Origin of the sequence: Marinobacter sp. AC-23 (assembly GCF_001858325.1) — a bacterium.
Lineage (GTDB): Bacteria > Pseudomonadota > Gammaproteobacteria > Pseudomonadales > Oleiphilaceae > Marinobacter.
Genome location: NZ_MBPP01000055.1, coordinates 12584 through 37540 on the forward strand (window position 1 = coordinate 12584; position 24957 = coordinate 37540).

The window sequence follows — 24957 nt, forward strand, 5'->3', positions numbered from 1 at the left end:
CATCTTCATCATTGCCAAAGGGCTGGTGATTATCCGGCAGTCAGAAGTTATGGTTATTGAGCGCCTGGGTTCGTTCAACCGCGTTCTGGAAAGCGGCGTGAACATCATCATTCCCTTTGTTGAGCGGCCCCGCCCCATCACCATGATCCGCTACATGCGCATGGGCGAGGAATACCACCCGATGACCACCGATGAAGTTCGCATTGACCGCCGGGAAACCGTCATGGATTTCCCCGGGCAGCCGGTGGTAACCACCGATAACGTGACCGTTAAGATCAACGGTGCGCTTTACTACCAGATCATAGATCCTCGCCGCGCGGTGTATGAGGTGGCCAACATGAGCCAGGCGGTTGAAGTACTGGCCAAAACCACGCTGCGTTCGGTGGTAGGTAAAATGGAACTGGACAAGCTGTTCGAGTCCCGTGCCGAGGTAAACAACGCCATTCAGGCCGAAATGGAAGAGGCGGCCTCCAAATGGGGTGTAAAGCTCACGCGGGTAGAAGTTCAAGACATCAACATGCCAGAAGAAGTAGAAGACGCCATGCGTCTGCAGATGGCAGCAGAGCGTAAGCGCCGGGCCACGGTTACCGAAGCAGAAGGTGAAAAGACCGCAGCGATCGCCAAGGCACAGGGCCAGCGGGAATCCTCTATTCTTAACGCCCAGGGCGACAAAGAATCTGCCATTTTGCGAGCGCAGGGTGAGCAGGAATCCATTCGCTTGGTACTGAGCGCCATTGGCGATTCTGAAGACAACAAACAGACGGTTATCGGCTATCTGTTGGGGCAAAGCTACATCAAGGTATTGCCGAATATGGCAAAAGACGGCGAACGGGTGTTTGTACCTACGAGTCTTCTGCTCTGTTGGGTTCTATGGGAATGTTCCGGGAACTGGCCGGCAGCCCAGACGATGTGGTTCGTCAGTCGCTGCAAAAAGACGGCCTGCGTGGCGGGCTGGTTGGTGGCGCCGGCAACCTCTAAGACTCGCAAATCCGTGGACAACTTGCTGGCATCAGCCCAGCAGGTTGTCCAGCGGCTCGTCGTAGCTAGGTGCGAACACTTTCATAAAATAGGTCACCTCTGGCAACCCCTCCTGCTCAAGCTTTTGCCTAATCTGCTTCTCAGCAGGCTCAAACTCACGGTTACCCGCGCGCACTTCCGCTTGGCATTTCAGCCAGGCCGACAAGCGGTCTGCTGCTTTGATCAGTTCGCGATCCTCAGTTGGTAACTGGGATTCCTGAAGATAGGGTGCAAAATCCTCACGCAAGTCTTCCGGTAGCAACGCCAACAATTCCGCCTCGGCTTTGTGTTCAATGTCGCCGAAGGCCTCGCGCATAACTTTGGAATGGTATTTTATGGGCGTGGGCATATCACCTGTTATCACCTCGGTTGCATCGTGATACAACGCAGCCGCGGCAATCTTATCTGCGTTCACCTGTCCGCCGAAGTGCCGGTTGCGAATCAGCGCCAGTGCGTGGGCCAGGGTGGCCACTTCCCAGGAATGGGTTGCTACGTTTTCCTCAATGGCGTTGCGCATCAACCCCCAACGCTTGATCCACCGCAGCCGGGAAACATAAGCAAAAAAATGACTACTGGCCTTGGGCACGCGCTTTGATCCTTATGACTGCCGTTGTGTAATGCTTGAACACCTTAACGAGCGTCCAGAGTAAACCCGACGATGACGTTGCCATCATCCGACACCTGCGCATTGCGCGAGGGATCGAGCATATATAACTGACTGGCTGGCACACCGTGAGTGTCCCGCAGTATTTCCTGAACCGTAGCACCCCGCGCGTTGGCTAGATTGTTCAGTACTTCAGGTGCGTTCAGTGTCCGCTCCCCCGCCAGATAGGCCTTGCGAGCTTCTTGCCAGGCTTGCTCGGTCAACTCGTCGCCTTGGCTTGCTGCCAACTCATCACGCAAAAGCACCAACCCATCAGCAGACGGCGAAACACCACCGCGGATATTCAACAAAAGATTCGGTCGGTCCAGCAAAGCGTCCGCCAGCACAGCCAGCTTCTCGGCCTCGCCCTGAGCCAGTTTAGCGGTGCCTGGCTCAAAGCTCATCTGGCCCAACTCTTCGCCGCTAAGGCCCGCAAGATCGGCAATTGAACCCAGCACACTGAACGGCGATGTAGCCGCCTTGGCCAGCAAGTTCACGAACGTTCTCATAACCACCTGGCCCACGCTGAACTCAGGGCTGGCCATATCCCCGCTAATTGGCAGGTTTACCTCAATCACGCCGTTACTATCTTTAAGTAGTGCTAGCCCGAGCTTCACCGGTGCATTAATCGCTTCCTGGCTGGCAATGGCCTGCCCCAAGCCGAAACGGTCCATTATCACCCGGTTCGAAGCATCTATCTGGCTGCCGGTAATTTCATAATCCAGATCCAATTCCAGTTTACCGCTGTCGATGCCATAACCCAGATATCGACCCAAGTAGGGTGACAGTGCCGGTAACGAGAGATCTTTCAGGGTCAGTTTCAGGTGGCTGGTCTCTTCGGTCCCCAGGGTGGCAATCGTGCCGTCAAATTCGACGCTGGCACTGCCATCCACTCGACCGTTCAGGGACACTTTGCCTTGCTGGGGTGATACGTTGCTCAAGCCGGTAACCGAACCATTGAGCTGATCGACCGACGTTGTAAAAGCCGGGTCCAGTGTGCGATCGGTGTAGTCGAGCGCGCCTTTCTCAACCATTAACTGGCCAATACGAAAGATGAATTGAGCCTCTTCGCCCGTGCTCTCCTGTTGCGCGGTAGAGGTATCTCCAGCCTCAGGCGGCAATACAATCTGCGCTATATTGTGAACACTGTTGGTGTTGCGGACCAAATTAACAGCCGGCTGGGCGAGGGTAACCGTGCCGATTTCCAGTCTGGCCGGGTGCACGTTGTATTCAATAGGTGCCAAGCGCAGCGTTTGCCATGAAATCAGACGCTCTTTGCTGCCCGGCAACTGAAGGCTCAACCCAGACACCTCCGCAGTACCACTAAAGGTTCCGGTTAAAGGTTCCTGCTGGCCGTCTAAATCCAGGTTTCCATCCAGCCCCAGTGTGCCACCTGCAACCGCAAGGTTAACAGACTCCTGCAAATACGGTTCAAACGCCGCCAGTAGCACCCCAGAGCCGGAAATAGCCGCCTCCAGCGTGAAAGGCTGCGGGGTAAGCTGGCCCTTAAGGGAAAGCTTGCCACCACTGGCCAGAGCCGCTTGCAGTTGGTATGCCACTTGTGATTCCATCGCGCTGGTTATGTCGCCTATGGTCAGCGATACCTGCTCCAGCGCCAGTTCTGCGGGCGAGTCCGGCTGCTGGTCTTGCCAGAGCACACGTCCATCAGAAACGCGGATACCTCCCAGCGACCAGCGGAAAGGACTTTCCGCCGCTGTTGGTGCTTTTGGTTCCGACTCGCTTGTATTATCGCTCTGGGCAAAGGCATCCAGCGCGGCAAGCCAGTCAATCTCTCCGGCCTTGTTCCGCGCCAACGCAACATCGAGCTGCTCCAGCGAGACCTCGCCCATCGTGGCCTCACGGGTATTAAGATCAAACCCGATGGCATCAATGGCAATGGCCGCGGTTGTCAGGCGGGGTTGCTCGCTCTGCTTATTCGGCGCAACGGCCAGATCCTTCACCGACAAGCGGCCGTTGCGGGTAGACAGGGTTAGAACGTCACCGGCTTGCACCTCATAATCTGAGCTCACCGTTACTTTGCCTCCGCGCAAATCATAGGGCAGATAGGGCGCAAGGAAATGCCCAATGGTTTTATGATCCACGCCAGAGATAGACAGGTTGCCGTTGGAGTAAAGCGGTGTAACACTGAGGTTGCCCTGCCACTCAACAGTCTGGCTGCCCAGGGCAGCCTGCAGGTGATAGTCGCTACTGCGGCCCTCCCGTTGCCAGGTAGCCAGATCGCTCAACGTCAGGTCCAGCGGTGTAACCCGGAACTCGGCCATGTCTGGCTGAGTGAAATCCCGGAACAACAACTCGCCACCGTTTACGGTTAGCTGCTGAAAATACAGCGCAGGCGGGGCTTGATCTTCCTCAGGCTCAGGTTGCGCTGCCGGCTTGCCACTATCCCTTGCGCTGGCCGCCTGAAAATCCCGGGCAAAATTCACGCTATAGTCTTCAAGCAAATCCAGACGGATAAACGGCTCTTCAAGTTCGATGGCCTCAAACCCAACAATGCCACGAACCAGCTCAAAGAAATTGAGATTGATATACAAGCGATCAAACCCAACGACCTTTTCGTTATCACTATCTTGTGCCGACAGGTTCAGAGCTTCGATACTCAGCGCAAACGGATTGCTGCTGATATCCCCAACATCAGCCTGCCAGCCCATGTTTTGCTCCAGTTGATCAGGCAGCGCACGCTTCAGCCACCAAGGGAGCAGCAAAAAACCAGCCAGGCTGTATAACACGATGAGTACGAGCGCTCCGATTACCAGGTTTCTGGCAAGACGGCTGCGTTTATGGCTTTGGGCCACGGATTTCTCCTTTCCGACGGTGGAGTCTGAAACTAAGAAGCCAATACCTAAGGATAGTAGGCCCAGCACCGATTTGTCAGCCACTATGCAGCAATCGCTGACAGGTTAAACTGATCTCTATATCCTGAGCGGTCGTATCAGACTTTTTTGGCCATCTTTTTTAATACTACTTTTCTGGTTTTTGGCGAACAAGGATAGGCGTTTATGGACATCGGCGATATGCGTCGCGACTTTGAAAGTGAAGGGCTCGATCGCGAAGCACTGAGCGATGACCCGTTCCAGCAGTTCGAAATCTGGTTCGGCAACGCCCGCGAGGCTGGCATTCTCGAACCCAATGCCATGTCACTGGCCACCAGCGGTGCCGACAGCATGCCCGATTTGCGCACGGTTCTGCTGAAATACTTTGATGAGCGCGGGTTTGTGTTCTACACCAACTATGAAAGCCGCAAGGCCCACGAAATTGCTGAAAACCCCAGAGCGGCTCTGTTATTCCCTTGGATTGGACTAAACCGCCAGGTGCGTATTCAAGGCAAGGTAGAGAAAGTCAGCAAAACCGAATCCCTGAAGTACTTCGCCTCGCGCCCAAGAGGCAGCCAGATAGGCGCCTGGGTGTCTGAGCAAAGTAAAGCTATTACCTCAAGAGGGCTACTGGAACAGAAGGTGGCAGAGATGAGGCGCAAATTCAGCGAAGGCGAGGTGCCATTGCCTGGTTTTTGGGGTGGTTATCGAGTTGTTCCCGAGCGCATCGAATTTTGGCAGGGCCGTCCCAGCCGCCTCCACGACCGTTTTGAATACGTGAGGGAAGGCAATGACTGGCTCATCCAACGACTTCAACCCTGATTTGGCCCGCGTGCGGCAGAAGCCTACCATCAAATTGTGCCACCACGCAGGGCAAGTGCCGGCTGTTGTGCCGGGTTGGCTGACACCTCACGAACGCCAAAAACTTGCCGGACTCAGCGGCTCCCGAGCTTCAGAGTTTCTCACCAGCCGTTGGCTGATACGCCAGGCGCTAAGCAAAGCAGGCTCTGTTCCGCCAGATCAGTGCTGGCCGGTGGAAGGACGCCCAACCACCTCTGCCAGCCCCGCGGGCTGGCACCTCTCCCTAAGTCATAGCCACGGGCTGTCTGCCTGCAGCACCCACTATGGTTCTGCGCTAGGTATAGATATTGAGCCCAGTAAGCGACACCCTCAGTGGCAGAAAGTGGTTAAGCGGTGGTTCTCTCCCATTGAGCAGGAGTGGTTGTTTCAGGACGACGACCCCCACACCTTTCTCCGGGTCTGGACCTTGAAAGAAGCCTGGCTGAAGGCGACTGGCCGGGGCATTGCAGGCAACCTGCAAACTCTGGAAGTACGGAGGAATTTTGAGCTCTACGGCGACCAGCCAGACGACCACTGGCAAGCCAGCGCCTTTTACACAGAGGGCTTTCTATGCACACTGGTGCACAGGCAAACTGCAAGCAACCAACACAGTTCATGGCCGTCTATCACTTTGCTGGAACCGCCCCTTGATGACTACAGTCTGAGCACAGCAGAACCACTGGATACGCACTGGGAGCCCATGTTCCAGCGCAAAATTCATGCAAAGTCTTAGCCCTGAAATCGCACCGAAAGGCCAAAACATGCCCGTTTCCCAGCAAGATAAAGCACCCACAGAGCGCTGCCCATGGTGCGGCACCGACCCGCTCTATGTGCATTACCACGACACGGTTTGGGGTAGGCCCGAATTCGATGATCTGGCTCTGTTTGAAAAACTTTGCCTCGACGGCCAGCAGGCAGGCCTGAGCTGGATCACCATTTTACGCAAACAGGAAAGCTATCGTGCCGCCTATGACCACTTCAATCCGGAAAAGATCATTCGGTACGATGATTCCAAAGTCGCCGAACTGCTGACGAACCCCGGCATTGTGCGGAACAAACTGAAGGTGCAGTCGATCATCAAAAACGCCAGAGGATTTCTGGGCCTACAGGAAAGTGGCACCGGGTTTTCTGAGTTTCTTTGGTCGTTTGTGGACAACAGCCCCGTCCAGAACAACTGGCGCACCTTTGATGAAGTACCGGTTACCACGCCAGAATCCGAAGCCATGTCCCGGGCACTGAAACGCGCCGGCTTTACGTTTGTAGGCCCAACCATTGTCTACGCGTTTATGCAGGCTACCGGTATGGTCAACGACCACATGGTTTATTGCCCGCAGCACACGCAGTGTCGTTCACTCGCCCAATGATCTTAAATGCCCACGCACTCGTAGGTTCTGAGTAATTAGATATCCTGGGGCTTCACAGTAAGTCGCCGGGCTCAGAGACCGCAAGTTCAGGGGCGAAAAGCGTGATTTCAGTAGCGAGACTGGCAATTCTGGTAGGGATGGCAGGCTGATACCCTTCATTGCCTGCGTCGCGGCTCTTTTAGCGCTGCCACAACACAGCGTTTCTCTGCTCAGCTATTTTTATCTCTACAGCGCAGGCATTCTGGCTTTTATGGCGGGCGTTTACTGGCCCATAGCCATGCAGCTGGATAACCGCTGCTACCCGTTGTCGCCTCTGGCAATCATGCTGCTAAGCCAGGTGTTTTTTGTTACCGCAGGTGTTGGCCTGCTGCTGAGTACACCGGTACAAGTTGTACTCTATACCCTTGCCTACCTTGGCCTGTATGTGACCGACGCATACTGGATGCGGGTGTACTGGCCCGCTTGGTATCTGCGCCTACGGCTTGTTCTGACCCTTGTGGCAGTAGCCTGTCAGCTGACTGTTGGCGCCTGGTTCTTTTTGCTCCATTCAAGCCACAGTCTTTAAAGACGGAAGACCTGGTTTCGCCGGGCAATTACAAAATAAACCGCCTCAAGCCAAAGGTGGATTCTTCACAAGCGACCTTGCCTGTAAAAGAATCCACCCGGGCTCTCACCACTCAGGCCGCAACAATGGCGTACTCATGGTTATGGGGTTCGATAAGGACACCGTGCAGAGCAATGATCGCTCTCTCATAGTTGTCTTCATCAACCACAAACTGAATATCCACTTGGCGCATGCACTGATGCAGTGCCAGTACGCTGATTTTCTCGTCGGCCAGAGCTTTAACGGAGCGCGCGAGAATGCCAGGTACTTTTATGTCACTGCCAATGGCTGAAACCATCGCCACTTTGCGGGTACTGATCTCACCGTTTGGAAACTCCTGCCTCAGCGCACTCACCACACGTTTAACGTGCTTGAGCGTGCTGCCCACGTAATGGGTAATGGTGTTGGCGTTGGTGTCTTTTGACATGAAGCGCACTTTGAAGCGGCTCAGGATCTCCAGAATGCGGCGATCTGAACCCGGCTCACCTTGCATGTCCTGATCAAACACCTCAATAGCAAATACGCCCTTGGCGCCGGCAATAATCTCAACCTGTGGTTTTTCGCTCACATAATCGCCGGTGATCAGGGTGCCAGTGTGTTCTGGCTCAAAGGTGTTCATCACTCGCAGCGGAATCTCCGACTGGCGCAGGCCCTTGCCGGCACGGGGGTGAATGGCTTCCATACCCAGGTTTGCCAGCTGGTCTGCCACGTCGTAATTTGTGCGGCCCAGAGGTACTACTTTTTCAGCGCCCACAATATTGGGGTCTGCGGAGCTCAGGTGATACTCCTTGTGAATGACGGCTTCCCGGGCCTCAGTAATAACGGCCACACGGCTGAATGTCATTTCACTGTAACCCCGATCAAAGGTGCGCATCAGGCCTTCTTTGCACTGAGCATAGCCGGTTACGATGGGCAGCTCGCGGGTTAAATCTACGGCATCGAAAGCTTGTTTAAGCTTTTCATCCAGCGGTAGCAACTCAGTATCGCGCCAACCGGTAAGATCCACAAAACGTGCATTAACACCCTCCTGCTGGAGCTTCAGGGTGGTGTTAAACGCACTGTGGGCTTCGCCAATGCCCGCAAGCATTTCGCGAACCGTTAGCAAATGTTCTTCCAGCTGAAACTGGCCATAAGAGCAAAGGCGCTGAAGATCGATAAGACAACCGCGAACGCCTTCAATTCGGTCGGTAATGAACTGATCCGCCTGTTGCTTCAGCATTGGATCTTCAAACAGCTCACCATTGATATCCGTAATAAACTTTATCAGCTTCGTAAGGTCGTCACCCCACGCCCAATCGGACTCTGCATCGGCGAACAGCGCGTAAACTCCCGGCTCGCCGGTTTTCTTATGTTCCAGCAACTCGTTGGTCACGCCGCTGTAGGCAGACACCACGAAGATGCGCTGATAGAGCTCTTCCTTGCTACGACTCGCGACAATAATGTTGTCGCGCACGGCTTCGTAGTTGCTCATTGAAGTGCCGCCTATTTTCTCGACGGTATGTAATTGACTAGTCATAGTTCTACCTTGGCTACCCTGCAGAATGAATGTGCGTAGTAACAGAGCGCGTTACGACGCCTTGCTGACTCCTTCCTGCATGATTTCATCCACACTTTTTGCCAGCAGCTCGCCACCCAGTTTCAGGTCTTCCTTGCTGGTTGTAAGCGGCATCAGGCATTTAATAACTTCATCATTCGGACCACTGGTCTCAATGATCAGTCCGTGCTCAAAGGCACGCTTGGTAATCGGGCCTGTAACATCCGCGTTGGTCGCTTCAATGCCCCGCATTAAACCGCGTCCTTTCATTTTGAACTGACCCGGGTACTTATCGCAAATAGCTTGCAACGCATCGCCCAACACCTGGGTCTTTTCCTTCACTTCATTGGAGAAGCTGTCATCTTTCCAGTATGTCTCTACCGCAGCTCGAGCCGTGATAAACGCCATGTTGTTACCACGGAAAGTGCCGTTGTGCTCACCCGAGGTCCAGATGTCCAGTTCCGGCTTGAACAGTACCAGTGCCATGGGCAGGCCGTAGCCACTCAAAGATTTGGACACCGTTACGATATCCGGCTTGATACCCGCAAACTCGAAGCTGAAGAAATCACCAGTACGACCGTTACCCGCCTGAATATCATCCAGAATAAGCAGCATGTCGTGTTTCTTACACAGGGCTTCCAGCCCTTTCAACCACTCGGCACGAGCAGCATTCAAACCACCTTCGCCCTGAACCGCTTCCACGATCACTGCGGCCGGTGTTTCAACACCCGAGGAACTGTCAGAAAGCAGTTTGTCCATAACTGCCAGAGTGTCTACATCTTCACCCAGGTAGCCGTCATAGAACATGAAGTCGACGTTGCTTAGCGGCGCACCAACGCCCCCTCGGTGATGCTTGTTACCGGTTGCGGCAACCGCGCCCATGGTTACACCGTGAAAGCCGTTGGTGAACGAGATAATACCAGTACGGCCTTTCACTTTACGGGCCAGCTTCAAAGCTGCCTCTACGCTGTTGGTACCGGTTGGGCCGGTAAACTGCATTTTGTAGTCCAGACCACGGGGATCCAGAATGTATTTCTTATAGGCTTCCATAAAGCCGTGCTTGGCGGTGGTGTACAAGTCCAGGCCTTGGCTTACACCGTCTGACTCAATGTACTCAAGCAGTGCTTTTTTCAGGGTATCGTTGTTGTGGCCGTAGTTCAGGGAACCGGCGCCGGCCAGAAAATCCAGGTATTGCTTGCCGTCTTCAGTGTAAAGGTGCGCGTTCTTGGCGCGATTGAAAACCACTGGAAAGGCACGGCTGTATACGCGTACTTCGGATTCATTCTTGAAAACGTCCATTATATTTCCTCTTAGCCTGTTCGGCTTCTTAAATAGAATTCTTTAATGATGGCTCTGAGATTGGGGTACGTGGGCAGATAAAGTGCCCCTTAAAGAACGCCCCAAAAAAGGTCTCAGAGTTACCCGGTAAAGAGTCACTCGATGAAGAGTTACGTGGTGAACGGCCCAATGCGCAGCAGAAATTCAGAATCGTGCTGGCTGCCAAAGTGGGCGTCTTTCTCGAAGTGCTCATGGTGGACAATTTCAGCGCCCATATCTCGTGCAAACGAGCGAAACAATGCCCATGAAGCTTCGTTATCTGCGGTAATTGTGGTTTCCATGTGGGTCACGTTTTTACACGCGTCCCGGGCCACAATTTCTTTCAACATCCGCTTGGCCAAGCCCTGCCCACGACCTTTCTCGTGAACCGCTACCTGCCACACAAACACGGTTTCGGGCTTTTTAGGGGGGGTGTACCCGGAGATAAAGCCGACCAGATCGCCGTCCTTCTCCGCAGCTACGCCTGTCTCGGCAAAGTCGCTGCACTGCAGGAGGTTGCAGTAAATGGAGTTGGCGTCCAGAGGAGGGCACTCTGCAATCAACTGGTGGAGCCTGAAGCCATCATCCTTGATAGGTGTACGTAGGGTGATGGCGGTGGTATTCGATCCTTCTGATGTCATAACGAGAGTCGTTCGCCTTGAAAAAGTTAGGGTTAAATTATATAGACCACAAAATATATTTCAAGTCGGGCTGACCAAAAGCTCCCTCGGAAGCCACAACCGACCCCCCAATAATAGACCGGATCACATCATTCGTCAGGAGCAGAAAGATTAAAAATCAGAAGGAAACACAAGATCTTTCGCAGCGAGGGAGGTGCCTTCAAGAAGGCGCGAGCGGTAGGATCTGGCCGCAGGCGAACCCGCAGGCCAAAGGCGATCAAACTCAGCAAGCCAAGCGTCGACATTGTAGTCTACTGGCATCAGATCCACGTGCAGGCCGGCATGCACCAAGCCAGCAACGGCCTCATCTTCCGGGGCCATGCGGCTTACTCGGGTAATTAATCCACGGGGATCAGCGCTCAGGTTACCCATGCCGGCCGAGCCATTATTGGCCACCAAGCGTGGGTGCCCGTCTACCTCACCCGACCAGAGCACGGGCAGGCAGGTATGGGTTGAAACCATCATGTCCGCCCCCGACGCCCGAAACCACCCCTCAAGCCTCTGTCCGTTATTCGCAACGAAGGACTCATGAGCCAACCCCCAGCCCGCCAAAGATTCCGGATCACCATGCAACACCGAAACCTTTAGGCCTCCAAATAACAAGCAGCAATATCGCGGAAGAGCAGCCAATTGTTTCTGAATATCCGGGTGTTTTTCGGCAAGTTTCTGAAGCCTGACCATAACCTGGTTGGAGCGCTCAACCACACCCTGATCAACAAATTCAGGGTAGGCACAACCGCATCCGGCACCGGAGTTCGGAGTCGCCAGCTCGTAATCCACATTGCCCAGACTGGCCGTGTGGCTCAGTACCCGGCGGTTAATATCGCGGAACAGTTCATCACTGGCGTTAAGCCAGTTGAAATCACCGTTAAAAACCAGCTTTACGCGAAGCCCCCGGCGTTCTTCGGCTCGCGCCATGTTTTCAATTTCATTGAGTGCAAACGGATTGCCATATAACCCGCCGATGACATACAGAACATCTTCGGTAACCTGTGTTGCTTCATCACACAAAGAGCCAGGTTGATAGCGGTAAGCCAACGGACAACTGCGCCCCTCCATCATCTTACCCCGCTTGCCGCCAGAGACTTCCCGGCCAACTTGCGCACGGCCAGCGGCACAAAGAATCCAGCAGAGCAGATAAGGAACCCGTAGGCGTTAACGCCTAACAGGGTCGCGTAGTTGCCATCCCCGATAGCCCAACTCGCTGGAACCAGCCCGGCAGCCAGCAAAACGCCCAGCCCCAAGCCCGTCCAAAAACTGAGATGAAAGCTCCACGGCGACCAGCGGGTGAATCCATAAAACAAAAACACCGGCGCGAGCCCCATAACCATGGTGCCCGAAACCGTGGTGGCTTTGAGAATATCCGTTCCGGCAAACATCGGCAGGTTGCCAATCACCGAAAATATGATCATCACCACCGCACCTACCCGCATACTGGGCAGGCGATCTTTTGCCCGCCGCACCAGTCGTGGCAGATCAACCGCCAGCGACTTGGCGAGTGAGGTAAACGTAGAATCCAGAGTTGAACCCGCAGAGGTCATCATCACCACACTCATGAAAAACAGCGCAGCCAGCCCCAGGGACTGCCCTACCGCCACCGGCGCATTGCCCATGACATCAATACCGTTCAGGCGCGCGTGAACCCCTACCAGGCTGAACACAAACACCGCTACAAAACCCAGCAAGCCTGCAACTACAAAACTTTTGAGCATGGTTTTTTCGTTGTTCACAAAACCCCGATCCGTCAGTACCGGGTCGTGGAACGGGTAGCTGAACATCTGCAACAGCGCCACCAGTAACAAATCAACCCCGGCGTTCAACCGGAACTCGCCCTCGCTGAGCAACGCAGAGGTATCGTTGGTGGGGATAATCATGAACAGCACAGCGCCAAGGAAGAACACAAATACAAAGGTTTGAATGACATCGGTAAAAATGGAGGATCGCAACCCGCCCTTCAGGCTGTAAGCAGGGTAAACGCCGTGAACACCATAGCCGCAACGTAATACTCCCACTCTCCGGGAAGCCCGAAATAACCACCCACAACCGCCGTGTTACTCCATACTTCGTTATACAACCGAATCAGAATGGCCGCCGCAAACGCCAGCCCCGCAAAACGTCCAAACCGCGACGTAAGAAAATCCTGCAGGCTGCGCGCACCTGTTTGCGTACGAATCAGATAAATAATGTATCCGGCCACCGGAATCGACAGCCAGTAACTGGCATAAGCCAAACCGCCGGTTACCCCGTATGTCGCCCCCAGATTGGCCGCATTGGTCACCGACTTGGCAAAAATCCAGCTGATAAAAATACTGGCCGTAAGCGACCACTGACTAACCGGATTACCCTGATCATCCGCGCCTTTGTAAAAAGAGTTCGCGTTCCTGCTTTTCGGCGACAGAACGTACATAACCACGCCATAAACCAGCAAGAACCCCCAAAATAGGGAGGCTTCTGTGATGTTCACTTTGTTTATTTCCTCGTTTAACCAGGCGCCGAGCAACTAGCCCCATATCGATAACAGGAAAAGCACCGATGGTGTCGCAACATAACCCGCTCACCCATACTCTCCGCCAGCGTGCCGCCCAGATCGTATTCCGGGTCATCATCCACCAACGTGCATGCATAAACCCGTACCGCATCACCTTTCTTCACCAGCATCCGCGTGTACGTACACATGAAATGCGCACGGCTATCGACGGTAGGGAACTTCTCCATGCAATTCTCGGTAATCTCCGGGCTACCGTCCTCTGACCCCGGGGTACCCAAATCCGGGAACGCCGTAAACGCCAGGTTTTCCGGAATCTGCCATTCGCGGAATATCTCGCGAAATGCCGTCTCTACCTTCGCAGGCACTTCATTGGCATCTGTCTGACGGGCAATTGAAACCTTGAAGCCTTGTTCGACCAGCCAATGAATTCCCTCCAGCGCCTGATCAAAACTGCCGTCACCTCGATCCTTGTCGTGGCGGGCGCGATCGGGAAAATCCAGGCTCACACGGAAATGTATCGGGTAGGGGTTATCCAACAGAGGCAATACCTGGTGCCTGCGTTTGAGCAAAGGTTCGGTAGCGTTGGTAAGCACAAAGCAGGGGCGATGATGGCTGGCGTAATCCAAAATATTCACAAAATCGCGAATTACGAACGGCTCGCCGCCGGTGAAAGACAACTGCTCCACGCCCATATCAATGGCTTCGTGAATAAACGGCTTCACATCGCTCAACTTCATGCCGGGAATACGGCCATCACCGGGGTGGCTACCTTCCAAGCAAAACGGGCAGGCCAAATTGCAGGCGGTGCCTGTGTGGATCCATAGCTCTTTCAGCTTGCTGGCGTCAATGTACCCCCGGGGATCGCCACTACGGGTATGAGTCCAGCTGTCGAAGGCTCTGGACTCCAGCACTTCCACAGCCGGAATACGCTTACTGCGGGCCGGTCGGGTTTCGATCAGGGGCATAGTTGCTCCTCGATAGTTCAAGAATAAGGGTGCTCGGACACGGGCGATGCGGTTTTGTTTCAGCCATCGCCCAACTTTTTTCAGCCCGCAGTTACTTCTTTACGTTTCTGTTGACCAGTTTGGCCTTTACCCCGGCGCCAGCCATGCAGTTTCTCCAACAATTTCAGAATGCCTTCAGGCGCATGTGCACGTTTCCACTCACCGGCCGCGTACTTGGCCGATTCGTTCCAGGTCGGGTACGGGTGAATGGTGCCCAAAATCTTGCTCAAGCCCAGGCCGTGCTTCATGGCCAGCGTGAACTCCGCCAGGATTTCAGCGGCGTGAGCGCCTACTACCACCGCACCTAAAATTTTGTCCTTGCCTGGCGGTGTAAGCACTTTGATAAAGCCATAGTCCTCGCTGTCGGTAATCGCCCGGTCGAGATCGTCCAAACCATAGCGAGTGATTTCATAGGCCACACCCTGTTCTTTCGCCTCGGCTTCACTTAATCCAACTCGGGCTACTTCCGGCGAAGTGAACGTCACCCAGGGCATAACGCGATAATCCACTTTGAAGCTTTTGAACTGGCCGAACAGGCCATTTACCGCCGCATACCAACCTGATGAGCCGCAGCGTGGGTAAACTGATACGGCCCAGCCACATCGCCACAGGCGAATACGTTGGGATAGCGCAGGCTCATATCGTCGTCCACCTGCACAGTTCCATTGGGCAGTGTTTCGATACCGATTTTTTCGAGCCCCAGGCCTTTTGTGTTTGCGGCGCGGCCCACAGCGACCAGCACCTGATCGAAGGCAATACGAACCCGCTCTCCCTTGTGCTCGCAGTAAACCACCTTCTCGCCCTCTTCAATGGCGAATTCCTTGGCCGCATGTTCCAAACGAAGGTCAACACCATCGTGCTCAAACTGAGCCTTCACCAGCTCTGACACGTCGCTATCTTCTTTAGCCAACAGTCGCTCACCCATTTCTACCTGAATCACCTGGCTGCCCAGGCGCGCAAAGGCGTGGGCTAATTCCGAGCCGATAGGCCCGCCGCCCAGAACCAGCAGCCGCTCTGGCTGTTCCTCAAGTTCCCAAAGGTTGTCCGAATTCAGCGGATTCATACCGTCAAGTCCGGGTATCGGTGGCATGGCCGGCTTACCCCCGGTCGCAACCACTATGCTGCGTGCCGTTAGACGCTCCGTGCGCCCATCGTTGTGTTTTACTTCTAACTCCCAGGGAGATACGAAGCTGGCCTCGCCAAAGATGCAGTCCACGCCTAGTTTTTGGTAGCGCTCGGGAGAGTCGTGGGGCTCTATTTTTGCCACCACATCCTTAACCCGGTTCATGATGTTTCGAAACGAGCCCTTCACGGGCACAGATTCCAGCCCATAACGATTGGCGTGGCGCATAGTATCTGCGGCTTTGGCACTGCGGATCAGCGCCTTGGAAGGCACACACCCGGTGTTGAGGCAATCGCCGCCTAATTTGTGCTTTTCAATCAGCGCCACTTTGGCTTTCACCGCTGCGGCAATGTAGGCGGAAACAAGGCCGGCAGAGCCGCCGCCAATCACCAGCAGGTTGTAATCAAAGCGCTCAGGCTTCTGCCAACCCGCATAGACTTTCCGGCGGCGAATAAAACCGACCACAAACTTGGCAATTAGCGGGAAAAGCCCCAACAGCGCGAAGGAAAGCAACAAATCGGCCGAGACGATGTCAGCAGTAGACTCGATTTGCCCCAACTGGGTTCCGGCGTTCACATACACAAACGTACCCGGCAGCATGGCAACCCAGCTTACAAGGGCGTAGGTGCGCAGTTTCATTGCGGTGAGGCCCATGGCCAGGTTGATCAGGAAAAAGGGAAACACCGGAACCAATCGAAGGGTGGCCAGATAAAAAGCGCCATCTTTTGAAATTCCCCGGTCCATCTTCGCCACGGTTTCCGCGTAGCGCTTGCGCAGAGTGTCACGCATAAGGAACCGGGCCACGAGAAAGGCCAGAGACGCACCTAAGGTTGAGGCAATGGAAACCGCAGCCAGACCATAGAGGTTGCCGAAAAAAGCGCCACCGGCCAGGGTCATGATCGCTGCACCGGGCAATGAAAGTGCGGCTACGACGACATAAATCGCGGCATAACCGGCAACCGCCACGAACAGGTTCTGATCAACCCATTCGGCCAGAGCCCCCTGGTGCGCCTGGAGATTTTCCAATGTCAGAAGTTTGTGCCCATCGAAACCCAGGAAAACGCCCACGATTGCGACGATAGCAATAATAAGAAAAAGCTTTTTACGATTCATAACCAAACCTGTTAAAAGTGTATAAACCAATACGCTGTTATGACCAAGACACAAACACCGACTGGAAGTTACATCTATTTTGAATTATTATTTTTGAGTGATCGTTACAGAATACCGGAACTTTTATCGATTCTGAAGCACTGTAGATAGAGACATCCAGCAACCTCAGACTCACTAAGGGCTGAAACCCATGGACACATCGGTGCAACCGGATACCGAATCTTCACTGATCGAAGACCTGAAAAAAGGTAATGCGACCGCCTACAAACACGCGGTACGAGAGTATTCCCCGGGTATGCTGGCTGTTGCCCGTTTTTATCAGGACCAGTCCGGCGCAGAGGAAATAGTTCAGGACTGCTGGGTGACGGTCATTGGCGCCATTCATAAATTCGAGGGCAGATCTGGCCTGAAAACCTGGCTGCATCGCATTGTCGCTAACCGCTGCAAAAACAAACTTCGCGCCACCAACCGGGAAGTAAGCACCGATTTTTCCGAAACCCTGGACCCGGAACTGGCTAGCCGCTTCAAATCCAATGGCCGCTGGAGCCTACCGCCCAAACTGATTTTTCACGAATCTGCAGACACCCTGATGGAAAACGAAGCCCTAAGCGACTGTCTGGACAAGCACCTTTCCACCTTGCCGGAAACCCAGCGCTCCGCCCTGATGCTTTACGAGGCTCACCAACACAAATCCGAAGATGTCTGTAACATTCTTGATGTGAGCGCCTCTAACCTCCGGGTACTTCTACACCGTGCGAGGCAAAAAATCTTTCTCATGGTGGAAACCTTCCAGGAGACGGGCGAATGTTAATGTGCAAAGGCTTGGCCGAAATTGCCAGTGACTACATCGATGACGAACTGAACAGCCGGCAAAACCTGTCTGTGAAAATGCACCTGATGATGTGCAAACACTGCCGAACCTTTATTGGCAATCTGCGCGCGAGCACAGACCTTTTGAAAGCGCATTCATCCGGGCGCGACAATGAAGAAATGATTCGCAGAATCGATGAGCGGGTGGCCGAAGCGCTCAAAACATGGACACCCGAGGGCAATAATACTGAGTAAAGAAAGATAGCCTATCGAACCTTGGCCTTTTGGGCTTCCTCATGAACAATCTGTTTTGTAATTTCCGACTCCCGAAGCAGGTGGCGGAACTTTCTAAAACCACGCTTGTCACTGGAGCGATCGTTCAAAAACCCAAAAGGAGAAAGGAATGCCCAAACAGTTACCCCTTGCCCTGCTGCTGCTCAGACTCGGTATTTTCATTGTATTTTTGTTCTGGACCCTGGACAAACTGGTTCAGCCCGAACACGCCGCCAAAGTCTTCACAGCGTTCTATGGCCTCGGAGGCCTTGGCGAAAGCGTGTTTTACACAATGGGGATCGCCCAGCTTGCACTGATCCTCGCCTTCGTTGCCGGGCTGTTTAAAACCTGGACCTACGGTGCCATTCTGGTGTTCCACGGGGTCTCCACCTTCGCGGCAGTCAGCAAATACCTCCAGCCGTTCGACAACCTTATATTTTTTGCTGCCTGGCCAATGCTGGCCGCCTGTGCCGCCTTATTCCTGCTGCGAGATTACGATACCCTGACACTTTCACGGCAACCCGCCCCCGTCACTGCCTAGTACGCGGCGGTCATTCCTAAAACAAACGCCCCGGTTGTCTGCCAATGATATCAATATAGACAGATTCACAACCGGGGTACTGCATGCTTCTTTACCATCTGACCCACTCCCGGAAGGAGCACCAGGATTCATACCCCTTGCCCGATTTAAAGCGGCGTTATTTCTTGTCGATAAATTCCTTTTGCGCAACTCGTGCGTATTCGGTTAGCGCAGCCAACTCCTCGGACCCCCACTCGAGGGGCTCGGCCGCCATGGGTGCTACCATGCAGATCTGAACCATTTCATCCAGATGCACCATGTCCATACCAAAGTCACGCTGGCCCATAGCCACAAAATGCGGATATTCGTTCTTGAAGGTAGCGTTGTAGCCTACGCCGTTTGCATGGCAAGTGGCGCAAGAAAGACCATTGGAGGACAGGCTGGTGTCGTTAAACAGCTCCTTACCCTTGGCCCTCAGATCAGCCACATTGCCCTGGTAGGGTGTGTAGCCTTCAGGCCGGCGAACCGCTTTCTTGAGGCTGGCCGATACACCCTCCGCTTCGCCCTCGGCCTCACCTTCACCTTCGGCGCTGCTCTGTGCTTCACCTTCTCCTTTGGCTGAACCTTCTGCCTCGGCTTTGGCCTCGCCTTCAGCTTTAGCTTCGCCTTCTGCTTCGCCCTGTGCCGCTTCTGCGGATGGAATCAGCCCCAGAAAAGAGCCGGAGCCCGTGCTGAAGCCTGCTGCTGCCACCACCGTCATCATGGGAATAGACACCATGAGATTTCGGGACAGCTTGCGTAAGAGTTCTTTTCGGTTTTTATTTGTGGACATATCAATAACCTCCGGTTGTACTTTTTTCTTGATCAGGATGTTTGCGCTTCTGGCCGTGTCCGACGCCTGCCTTTCCAGGTAGCGCAACGTCGAGGGATGGACTCCGAATTCAGCACTGACTTCCACACCTGCCTGCTCAGCAAGCATTCTGATGATGGCCATGTGGTGAATGGTGTGGCTGGCCAGAAACACCAGTTCACGATCGACACTGGTGGTTACCACTTGCCATCACTGTTGTGCAGCATTGCAAGTTCATTGCGATACTCTGTTCCAAACCGGTTGCGCAATTCCCGTAAGATGCCTGACAGGCGGTGCCCCCCGGTCCGTCGGTCTGTTTCCAGTGACAAATCCCGGTTCCGGTTTTCATAGTCGAGCAATGCCCCGGGGCAATCAGTGGCCGACAACAGGGCGCTGTAGTGATCGATGATGTGACGAACGTGCTTGCCAATCACATGCTGTTTCCTGTGACCAAAGCTTTGCCGGTACAGGTTCCCGGGCAACGCCTGCAACAGGTCGATGAGTTGCCCGATGGCATGGGCATTTTCTTCAACAATGTCGCTCACGTCCCGACGCGTATCTGAAACTGGCTGTGTCATGGTATTCATCCGTTTCCTGTTGTTCTTTTAAGCGCTGAAAGCGACCGAGTGGACACAAGCGTTACTCATGCCCACATCGATCAACATCTCAGCCTTTGGCTTTTCCCTCGGCCTCGCCTTCCCCTTCGCCCTCTCCCTTGGCGTCATCCTTGTCATGGCCTTTCTTCTTGGCTTTGCCTTCAGCTTCTCCTTCTCCTTTGGCTTCACCTTTGCCTTCGGCTTCACCCTCTCCGTAGCCCTTCTTCTTGGCTTCGCCCTCGGCTTCCGCCTCTCCTGCGGCAAGCATCAGGTAGCCTGGCTCCGCTGTAACATCGGCGGCTGAGACGTTAAACGCCGAGGCGCCTATAACGACTGCAAACACGGGGCCGGTGTAGGCCATGCCCCGAGCAAGCTTGCTGAGCAATCTCTGTTTCTGTGTTTCTCTGGACATGATGCGTCCCCTTTGCTTTTCACGTTATTGCCAGGTTGTATACCTGGCCTCCTATTACCCGGAATCGAAGAACATTTGTGCTCAACGGCTCCCGGATGCCTTTTGCGGTGCTCTCTGAGAACACCGCCCGGACAGTGCCGCAGCAGCGGCCTCCGGATTATTCATATCAACCAGATAGCGTTCGCAGCCTTCCAGCCAATCTGCAAGTCTGGTGAAGCCACCGGTATCCAGTGGCCGCCCGTCTTCGGAACAGCAGTTGGCAACGAGGTGTCTGAGCACCTCATTCACGGTCATGGCCTGTACACCACTTTTGTCTTCGAGTGGCGCTTTCGTGGGAACAAGCACCGCAAGCACTTGAGCGGTATTGCCCGTCATACCCGCCATTGCAGGCAGGAACATTCCCTCCTGATCAGGGGCCTGCAGGGGCAGCCCCAGCCCTTCAACGTGATCGTCTACGGAGGCTTTCAGCAGTGCCCCGCGGCCATAATCAGCACGCCAGTGGGTAGCCAGGGACAGGGTCAGCGCGTCGCGCAGAATTGGCTCGCTATGGCTGACCATAAACATCGCGCCAGCCTGGTCAGGGCCGGCAACCAGACCGGCGTCTATGGCAATGTCATCGTGTTTGGCGGCTTGTGTTGCCAGGCAGCGGGCAAGTGCGGGGGCGACAGCCGAAAGCGGCAACCGCGGGTGGACCACTTTGCCATCGAGAATTAACGTAAAGCCCGGCGTATCCCGGACAATTTCGAGCCGGGGCAGCGAGTCTTTTCCCGCCTCGTCGGAAACCGCCATCGGCTGCAACAGAGCTTCAATCCGATTGACCAGCGCTGCACTGTCGGTAAAGAATCGGGCCCGAAAGCGACCGCAGGCCAGCACCACCGACATCCTGGCGGACGCTCCGGGAAGGGCGGCTGGACAGATTCCAGCGTAACCCGCTCAGCCGGGCAATTCTCAGATTGCACCAGAAAACGGTTATTAACCCAGTCAGCCAGTGTATTCCATACATCATTGCGGATAGCCCAGGCGTCCGGGGCCACAGGCATACTTTTGAAAGCGGAATCTACCAGCGTCGACGCAATGTCATCCGGCCCGGCACCTTCTGTGGCCATCAACCAGATCAGTGAGGCGGTCTCGTTCAGGCTGCTCAGGTGGCCCAGCCTGGTGTCGTAGACATAGACCTGGTCTTCACTGAAGGTCTCCTCGGACATCCATCGTTCAAGACGAGGCTGTTTCACCGGCCGGTCGGAGAGCGCTCGGGCAACCACCCAGTCAGGCAGCCGAGGCAGAGCCATAAACGGCAGGTATGCCGTGGGATCCGACCCAGGTATCAGGTTCCTGAAGCCACCACTGTTGGCAATTTCAGCCCGGGTTTCCCGAATTAGCCGTTCCGCCGTGGAGTCGGCAGAATCGGCACCCGCAGGCCGGTTAAGACCTAGCATTTCAACCATATCCGCTATCAGGGCGCCTTTGATGCTTTCCTCAATGTCGCCGCCACTCTCTGGGCCGGCGCAAACTCCCAGAGACGGGCTGAGATTGCACTCCAGGATCCAGGGCTTGAGGCTGTCGTCGACCAGGCAGTCAATGCCCATGAGTTCATAACAGCCCCGGGTGTCGGCACCGACGACTCTTGAGCGCTCACGCATGGGTTCAAGGGCTGCAAGGCAGGTCAGGGCAACCATATCCTCAATTTTGGCGAACAGCGCCTCATCGTCATGGCCCTGCTCCCGCAACCACGCCCGGTAGCGCTCAAAATCCACGAATTCCACGGGTACGTCGGCCTCGAGGTTCAAGGCGTTGACATCAGGGTTAGTCAGGTAACTGTACGGATTATCGGCGTTTTTCTGGTCGTAAGGTGCCGACGCCAGCTTGGCAAACCCCTGGCGGTAAAGGTAAACCCTGAAGGGCGAAACAGAAGACACCAGCACATACAGGCGCAGCACATATTTCCGGCCATGCATGGTATGGGGGTTTTCAAGGTACTCCTGAACCATCCAGGAGGATTCCATGGGCACGTCCGCCGGGTCGCCCACCAACTGGATACCTTTTCCGCGGGCGGCATTCTTGGGCTTGAGAATCCAGCGCTTGCCTGGATTCTCAAGTGCGGCCTGCTGGAAGTCGTGGTAATCCTCGGGCATTGAGAACACCCCGGGCACGAAAGCAAGGCGATCGGTCAGATGCCCGCCGCCTTCCTCCTGCCGCTCCACTCGTTCCCGCAGATCCATAAGGCTGCGGTATAGACGGCTTTTCACCGTGAGGGCATTGTTGCCGGGAATATGATTAATTTTCCGCTCCGGCCCCACCTGGCTGAAAAACTCCGGGTCTGGCATCCCGGTATACCAGCAGGCGTGCCATTGTTCGGAGGTCTCTGCCTGTTGCCACAGGGATTTGTCGAGGGATTCTTCGAAAAAGCGGTCTTCCTCGTAGGACCTGTTGCCACCCATCCAATAGTGCCGAGTCATCTTGTCGCGCTCTCCGTTCCGGTTGCTCACCGCCCCGATATCTCCCAGGGCATTGATTATTCGAGTTTCACAGATAGAGACACATGAGAAATGCAACTGTTACAGTACATAAGGAACTTTCTGATCAAGAAATAACAAAAAAGAGGCTCCCCTATGCGCCGCCCAGTCAAAGCGGATCTTATGCCCTGGTTCGCCCGCGCACTTTCCAGTTCGTACCAACATGCTCTGCAACGATCCATGCACAAAGCTCGAGCAAGGCGGCGGGGCGAGAGCGATCTTGTTCGGGTTTTCGTGAATCCTCGAGACCCTTTCGGGCTACCCTTGTTGCAGGCACTTGTCCAACTGCAGGAGCGCTTTCGGGTACGCTTCCAGCTCCATACTGTTTGGCAGTTGGATGACGAGATGTACCCCGAGCCGGCGCTGTGGGGTTCGTGGGCTCAACAGGACGCCACACGAATTGCCCAACTGTATAACTTCACGCCGCCTGACCGGCCAACGCCACTCTCGGAAACCGAACTCAAGTCCGCCACAGCCCAACTGCTTCATGCCGAACAAGCCAACGACGGGCTCAACACCGCTGCCCGCATATTGGCGGATCTCTGGAGCTCCAATTCCCAAAGCGAGCCAGGTCCGGCACCTACAGATCTTCACGATCAAGTCCTGTTCGAGAATGAAAAAATGCTCCGGCGGCTCGGCCACTATCAAGGCAGCATGACCTGGTACCTTGGCGAGTGGTTCTGGGGCGTGGACCGGCTGGACCATCTTGAGCGAAGCCTCACGAATCAGGGCTGAATCGGGACGCCTCCGGTGCCATCACATATACGCGCACCTGGCTGATTTAACGAGTACCGCCACCAGACTACCCGGTGGCCATCCCGGCGCCGAGACGCCTCTGGAAGTGTTCTTCTCCATCCGCAGCCCTTACTCCTACCTCGGCCTGGAACGGGCAATCCAGCTGGCAGAGGCATGGAATATTCCTCTGCAACTGAGGCCGGTGCTCCCCATGGTGATGCGCGGGCAATCGGTACCCGATGCCAAGAAGTGGTACATCTTCCACGACACAAAAAGAGAAGCCGACAAGCTGAGCATTCCTTACGGTTTTGTCGCTGACCCTCTCGGGCCAGGCGTGGAAAGGTGTTATGCCCTATTTGAATACGCCCGCTCCCTGGGCCGTGAAATCGAATACATGCTTAGCTACGCCCGAGCCGTCAATGCCGAAGGTATCCGCTCGGAAACCGATTCGGGCCTGAAGGTCATCGTAGAGCGCGCTGGATTGCAATGGCAGAAGGCCAAGACTCTGCTAAACGACCAGAGTTGGCGTGGATGGGCAGAGGTAAACCGCAAGGCGATGTATGACTGCGGGCTTTGGGGCGTTCCGAGTTTCCGCTATGGAACCGTCAGCTGCTGGGGCCAGGACCGGCTCTGGATAATTGGGGAGGCAATCAAAAAAAGGGTGGAGGCTAGCTCCACCCAAGGGGTTTGCGACCCGACCAACAACGCAAAGGTTACATCGGGCCAACGCGGCAATTAAGGTATGTCGTTCTGTATCTCATGGCCTACTGACCGGCGAACCTGTAAATTGTTACAGAATCAGTGCCGGCTTTTTACCCGCCCACGAGCTCGTTCCTCACTCACCCGGGAAGACAATGTCAGGAGCCAAGTTTTTTATTTCCTCTCAGATTGTTACTCATTTCAACACCTCGCAGCCTGTGTGAAGTTACCTGAATGGGGCTGGCAACCCTCGCGACCACTTTGGCCGAGAGCTACCAGGTGTTTTCAACATTCACGTCTTACAGACACTGCTCAGGGAAAAGTGTTACATGAAAACAAAAGGATAGCGTTTGTGGGTTCAATACGCTGCAGGGTGGTCACCGGGCTGCACTGCTGCCTGGGGCGGAACGGTTGCGCTTGGCGCTTTAACGTTCAAATGTTTTTTTGAGTTGGCCCAGCAGCCCGGCATAAATGTCATGACAAAATTCAGCTGCTGCTTCATCATTGCCAGTCCAGCTTGAATACCATTCCACGAAGGTGCCACCATTGCCTTCGGTTACCGAACGAACACGGACATGTCCCTCGTAGTTGCTGATTTCTTCATGAGAAATCGGCGAGGGACCATCGTCGATGCTGTACGTGAGCTCACGGTTATCGTCATCGAGAGCACGCAGGTTTCGTGAAACGCCCCATTCAGTACGCGTTTGGCCCCTGACTGGTCGCCTTTCTTTTCCCCGACCACATCAACGTCTGAAATAACATCCGGTGCCCAGCTCAGATCATGAAAATCGCGAAGAGCATTCCAGATCTTCTCAGCCGGTGCATTGACCACAATTGATTGATAAGTTTTGCCCATGATGAATCTCCTTAATCTGCACAGTGAACAGGATTTCTTTTTTATGCTCTAAAGATACCGGCTGGACCAAGCCACGAGCATATCCGCAACATACTCCGCATCCGCAGCTCTTGATAGCAGATGGTCGCATTATCA

Annotated in this window: 22 protein-coding genes and 3 pseudogenes; 10 read left to right on the forward strand and 15 right to left on the reverse strand. The window is 54.6% G+C overall.

Annotated elements, in window-relative coordinates; all coding sequences use genetic code 11:
* Positions 1-49: 49 nt before the first annotated feature.
* Positions 50-547, forward strand: a pseudogene (locus BCA33_RS22150) (paraslipin); the annotation flags it as partial.
* A gap of 462 nt (positions 548-1009) precedes the next feature.
* On the opposite strand, the gene yfbR reads toward BCA33_RS22150, so the two are convergent.
* Positions 1010-1603, reverse strand: coding sequence for a 5'-deoxynucleotidase (yfbR, locus tag BCA33_RS15950; RefSeq protein ID WP_071267401.1), 594 nt, complete (start codon positions 1601-1603; stop codon positions 1010-1012).
* A 44-nt stretch (positions 1604-1647) separates the two neighbouring features.
* Positions 1648-4473, reverse strand: a complete 2826-nt coding sequence (locus BCA33_RS15955; protein WP_071267403.1) for a DUF748 domain-containing protein — start codon at positions 4471-4473, stop codon at positions 1648-1650.
* Between the two features lie 204 nt (positions 4474-4677).
* Between BCA33_RS15955 and pdxH the strand changes: the two genes are divergently transcribed.
* The 4 genes from pdxH to BCA33_RS15975 all read left to right on the forward strand — a co-directional run bounded on the left by pdxH (position 4678) and on the right by BCA33_RS15975 (position 7260).
* On the forward strand, positions 4678-5313 hold the full coding sequence (pdxH, locus tag BCA33_RS15960) for a pyridoxamine 5'-phosphate oxidase (RefSeq protein ID WP_071267405.1): 636 nt from the start codon (positions 4678-4680) through the stop codon (positions 5311-5313).
* The gene (locus tag BCA33_RS15965; protein ID WP_071267407.1) at positions 5282-6064 is read left to right on the forward strand and encodes a 4'-phosphopantetheinyl transferase superfamily protein; all 783 of its coding nucleotides are present in this window, start codon (positions 5282-5284) and stop codon (positions 6062-6064) included. Before pdxH ends, BCA33_RS15965 begins: the two co-directional genes overlap by 32 nt.
* Positions 6065-6092: 28 nt before the next feature.
* Positions 6093-6695, forward strand: coding sequence for a DNA-3-methyladenine glycosylase I (locus tag BCA33_RS15970; RefSeq protein ID WP_071267433.1), 603 nt, complete (start codon positions 6093-6095; stop codon positions 6693-6695).
* A gap of 205 nt (positions 6696-6900) precedes the next feature.
* Complete coding sequence (locus BCA33_RS15975) at positions 6901-7260, forward strand: DUF3429 family protein (RefSeq protein ID WP_254774504.1); 360 nt, start codon at positions 6901-6903, stop codon at positions 7258-7260.
* Positions 7261-7372: 112 nt separating this feature from the next.
* Here the strand turns inward: BCA33_RS15975 and BCA33_RS15980 are convergent, their stop codons facing one another.
* From BCA33_RS15980 to BCA33_RS16010, 7 genes and pseudogenes are all read right to left on the reverse strand, one after another.
* Complete coding sequence (locus BCA33_RS15980; RefSeq protein WP_071267409.1) at positions 7373-8815, reverse strand: aspartate kinase; 1443 nt, start codon at positions 8813-8815, stop codon at positions 7373-7375.
* 51 nt (positions 8816-8866) lie between these two features.
* Entirely contained in the window at positions 8867-10132 is a 1266-nt protein-coding gene (ectB, locus tag BCA33_RS15985) for a diaminobutyrate--2-oxoglutarate transaminase (protein ID WP_071267411.1), read from the reverse strand.
* A gap of 149 nt (positions 10133-10281) precedes the next feature.
* Complete coding sequence (ectA, locus tag BCA33_RS15990) at positions 10282-10791, reverse strand: diaminobutyrate acetyltransferase (RefSeq protein WP_071267413.1); 510 nt, start codon at positions 10789-10791, stop codon at positions 10282-10284.
* Between the two features lie 150 nt (positions 10792-10941).
* On the reverse strand, positions 10942-11868 hold the full coding sequence (locus BCA33_RS15995) for a hypothetical protein (RefSeq protein ID WP_254774495.1): 927 nt from the start codon (positions 11866-11868) through the stop codon (positions 10942-10944).
* Positions 11869-11888: 20 nt separating this feature from the next.
* Positions 11889-13294 (reverse strand): annotated as a pseudogene (locus BCA33_RS16000) (sodium:solute symporter).
* A gap of 17 nt (positions 13295-13311) precedes the next feature.
* The gene (locus BCA33_RS16005) at positions 13312-14283 is read right to left on the reverse strand and encodes a radical SAM protein (protein WP_071267417.1); all 972 of its coding nucleotides are present in this window, start codon (positions 14281-14283) and stop codon (positions 13312-13314) included.
* A gap of 80 nt (positions 14284-14363) precedes the next feature.
* A pseudogene (locus tag BCA33_RS16010) lies at positions 14364-16558 on the reverse strand (FAD-dependent oxidoreductase).
* Positions 16559-16748: 190 nt separating this feature from the next.
* Here BCA33_RS16010 and BCA33_RS16015 point away from each other — a divergent pair.
* From BCA33_RS16015 to BCA33_RS16025, 3 genes are all read left to right on the forward strand, one after another.
* On the forward strand, positions 16749-17369 hold the full coding sequence (locus tag BCA33_RS16015) for an RNA polymerase sigma factor (protein WP_071267419.1): 621 nt from the start codon (positions 16749-16751) through the stop codon (positions 17367-17369).
* On the forward strand, positions 17363-17623 hold the full coding sequence (locus BCA33_RS16020; protein WP_071267421.1) for a zf-HC2 domain-containing protein: 261 nt from the start codon (positions 17363-17365) through the stop codon (positions 17621-17623). Before BCA33_RS16015 ends, BCA33_RS16020 begins: the two co-directional genes overlap by 7 nt.
* A 148-nt stretch (positions 17624-17771) precedes the next feature.
* Entirely contained in the window at positions 17772-18182 is a 411-nt protein-coding gene (locus BCA33_RS16025) for a hypothetical protein (protein ID WP_071267423.1), read from the forward strand.
* Between the two features lie 157 nt (positions 18183-18339).
* On the opposite strand, the gene BCA33_RS16030 is transcribed toward BCA33_RS16025, so the two are convergent.
* The 5 genes from BCA33_RS16030 to BCA33_RS16045 form a co-directional block, all read right to left on the reverse strand.
* A complete protein-coding gene (locus BCA33_RS16030) occupies positions 18340-19215 on the reverse strand; it encodes a cytochrome-c peroxidase (protein WP_254774497.1) in 876 nt (291 codons plus the stop codon).
* Positions 19209-19589 (reverse strand): hypothetical protein, encoded by a 381-nt coding sequence (locus BCA33_RS16035; protein WP_254774498.1) that lies wholly within the window; start codon positions 19587-19589, stop codon positions 19209-19211. Before BCA33_RS16035 ends, BCA33_RS16030 begins: the two co-directional genes overlap by 7 nt.
* 88 nt (positions 19590-19677) lie before the next feature.
* On the reverse strand, positions 19678-20019 hold the full coding sequence (locus BCA33_RS20545; protein ID WP_071267427.1) for a hypothetical protein: 342 nt from the start codon (positions 20017-20019) through the stop codon (positions 19678-19680).
* 81 nt (positions 20020-20100) lie between these two features.
* Entirely contained in the window at positions 20101-20808 is a 708-nt protein-coding gene (locus BCA33_RS22155; RefSeq protein ID WP_254774500.1) for a hypothetical protein, read from the reverse strand.
* Positions 20730-22505 (reverse strand): hypothetical protein, encoded by a 1776-nt coding sequence (locus tag BCA33_RS16045; RefSeq protein WP_254774501.1) that lies wholly within the window; start codon positions 22503-22505, stop codon positions 20730-20732. The genes BCA33_RS22155 and BCA33_RS16045 overlap by 79 nt, the downstream gene beginning before the upstream one ends.
* Before the next feature lie 123 nt (positions 22506-22628).
* Between BCA33_RS16045 and BCA33_RS22160 the strand changes: the two genes are divergently transcribed.
* Both BCA33_RS22160 and BCA33_RS22165 read left to right on the forward strand, forming a co-directional pair.
* On the forward strand, positions 22629-23267 hold the full coding sequence (locus BCA33_RS22160) for a hypothetical protein (protein ID WP_071267429.1): 639 nt from the start codon (positions 22629-22631) through the stop codon (positions 23265-23267).
* The gene (locus BCA33_RS22165) at positions 23239-24006 is read left to right on the forward strand and encodes a DsbA family protein (protein ID WP_254774502.1); all 768 of its coding nucleotides are present in this window, start codon (positions 23239-23241) and stop codon (positions 24004-24006) included. Before BCA33_RS22160 ends, BCA33_RS22165 begins: the two co-directional genes overlap by 29 nt.
* Positions 24007-24522: 516 nt before the next feature.
* Here BCA33_RS22165 and BCA33_RS16060 read toward each other — a convergent pair.
* Complete coding sequence (locus tag BCA33_RS16060; RefSeq protein ID WP_083394797.1) at positions 24523-24822, reverse strand: SRPBCC family protein; 300 nt, start codon at positions 24820-24822, stop codon at positions 24523-24525.
* Between the last annotated feature and the right edge of the window lie 135 nt (positions 24823-24957).

What these genes read in the sequence shown, in the direction of transcription:
- pdxH (WP_071267405.1), top strand. Translation starts at nt 4,678, where the DNA reads ATGGACATCGGCGATATGCGTCGCGACTTTGAAAGTGAAGGGCTCGAT.
- BCA33_RS15965 (WP_071267407.1), top strand. Translation starts at nt 5,282, where the DNA reads ATGACTGGCTCATCCAACGACTTCAACCCTGATTTGGCCCGCGTGCGG.
- BCA33_RS15970 (WP_071267433.1), top strand. Translation starts at nt 6,093, where the DNA reads ATGCCCGTTTCCCAGCAAGATAAAGCACCCACAGAGCGCTGCCCATGG.
- BCA33_RS15980 (WP_071267409.1), bottom strand. Translation starts at nt 8,815, where the DNA reads ATGACTAGTCAATTACATACCGTCGAGAAAATAGGCGGCACTTCAATG.
- ectB (WP_071267411.1), bottom strand. Translation starts at nt 10,132, where the DNA reads ATGGACGTTTTCAAGAATGAATCCGAAGTACGCGTATACAGCCGTGCC.
- ectA (WP_071267413.1), bottom strand. Translation starts at nt 10,791, where the DNA reads ATGACATCAGAAGGATCGAATACCACCGCCATCACCCTACGTACACCT.
- BCA33_RS16005 (WP_071267417.1), bottom strand. Translation starts at nt 14,283, where the DNA reads ATGCCCCTGATCGAAACCCGACCGGCCCGCAGTAAGCGTATTCCGGCT.
- BCA33_RS16015 (WP_071267419.1), top strand. Translation starts at nt 16,749, where the DNA reads ATGGACACATCGGTGCAACCGGATACCGAATCTTCACTGATCGAAGAC.
- BCA33_RS16020 (WP_071267421.1), top strand. Translation starts at nt 17,363, where the DNA reads ATGTTAATGTGCAAAGGCTTGGCCGAAATTGCCAGTGACTACATCGAT.
- BCA33_RS16025 (WP_071267423.1), top strand. Translation starts at nt 17,772, where the DNA reads ATGCCCAAACAGTTACCCCTTGCCCTGCTGCTGCTCAGACTCGGTATT.
- BCA33_RS16035 (WP_254774498.1), bottom strand. Translation starts at nt 19,589, where the DNA reads ATGACACAGCCAGTTTCAGATACGCGTCGGGACGTGAGCGACATTGTT.
- BCA33_RS20545 (WP_071267427.1), bottom strand. Translation starts at nt 20,019, where the DNA reads ATGTCCAGAGAAACACAGAAACAGAGATTGCTCAGCAAGCTTGCTCGG.
- BCA33_RS22155 (WP_254774500.1), bottom strand. Translation starts at nt 20,808, where the DNA reads ATGGCGGTTTCCGACGAGGCGGGAAAAGACTCGCTGCCCCGGCTCGAA.
- BCA33_RS22160 (WP_071267429.1), top strand. Translation starts at nt 22,629, where the DNA reads ATGCGCCGCCCAGTCAAAGCGGATCTTATGCCCTGGTTCGCCCGCGCA.
- BCA33_RS16060 (WP_083394797.1), bottom strand. Translation starts at nt 24,822, where the DNA reads ATGGGCAAAACTTATCAATCAATTGTGGTCAATGCACCGGCTGAGAAG.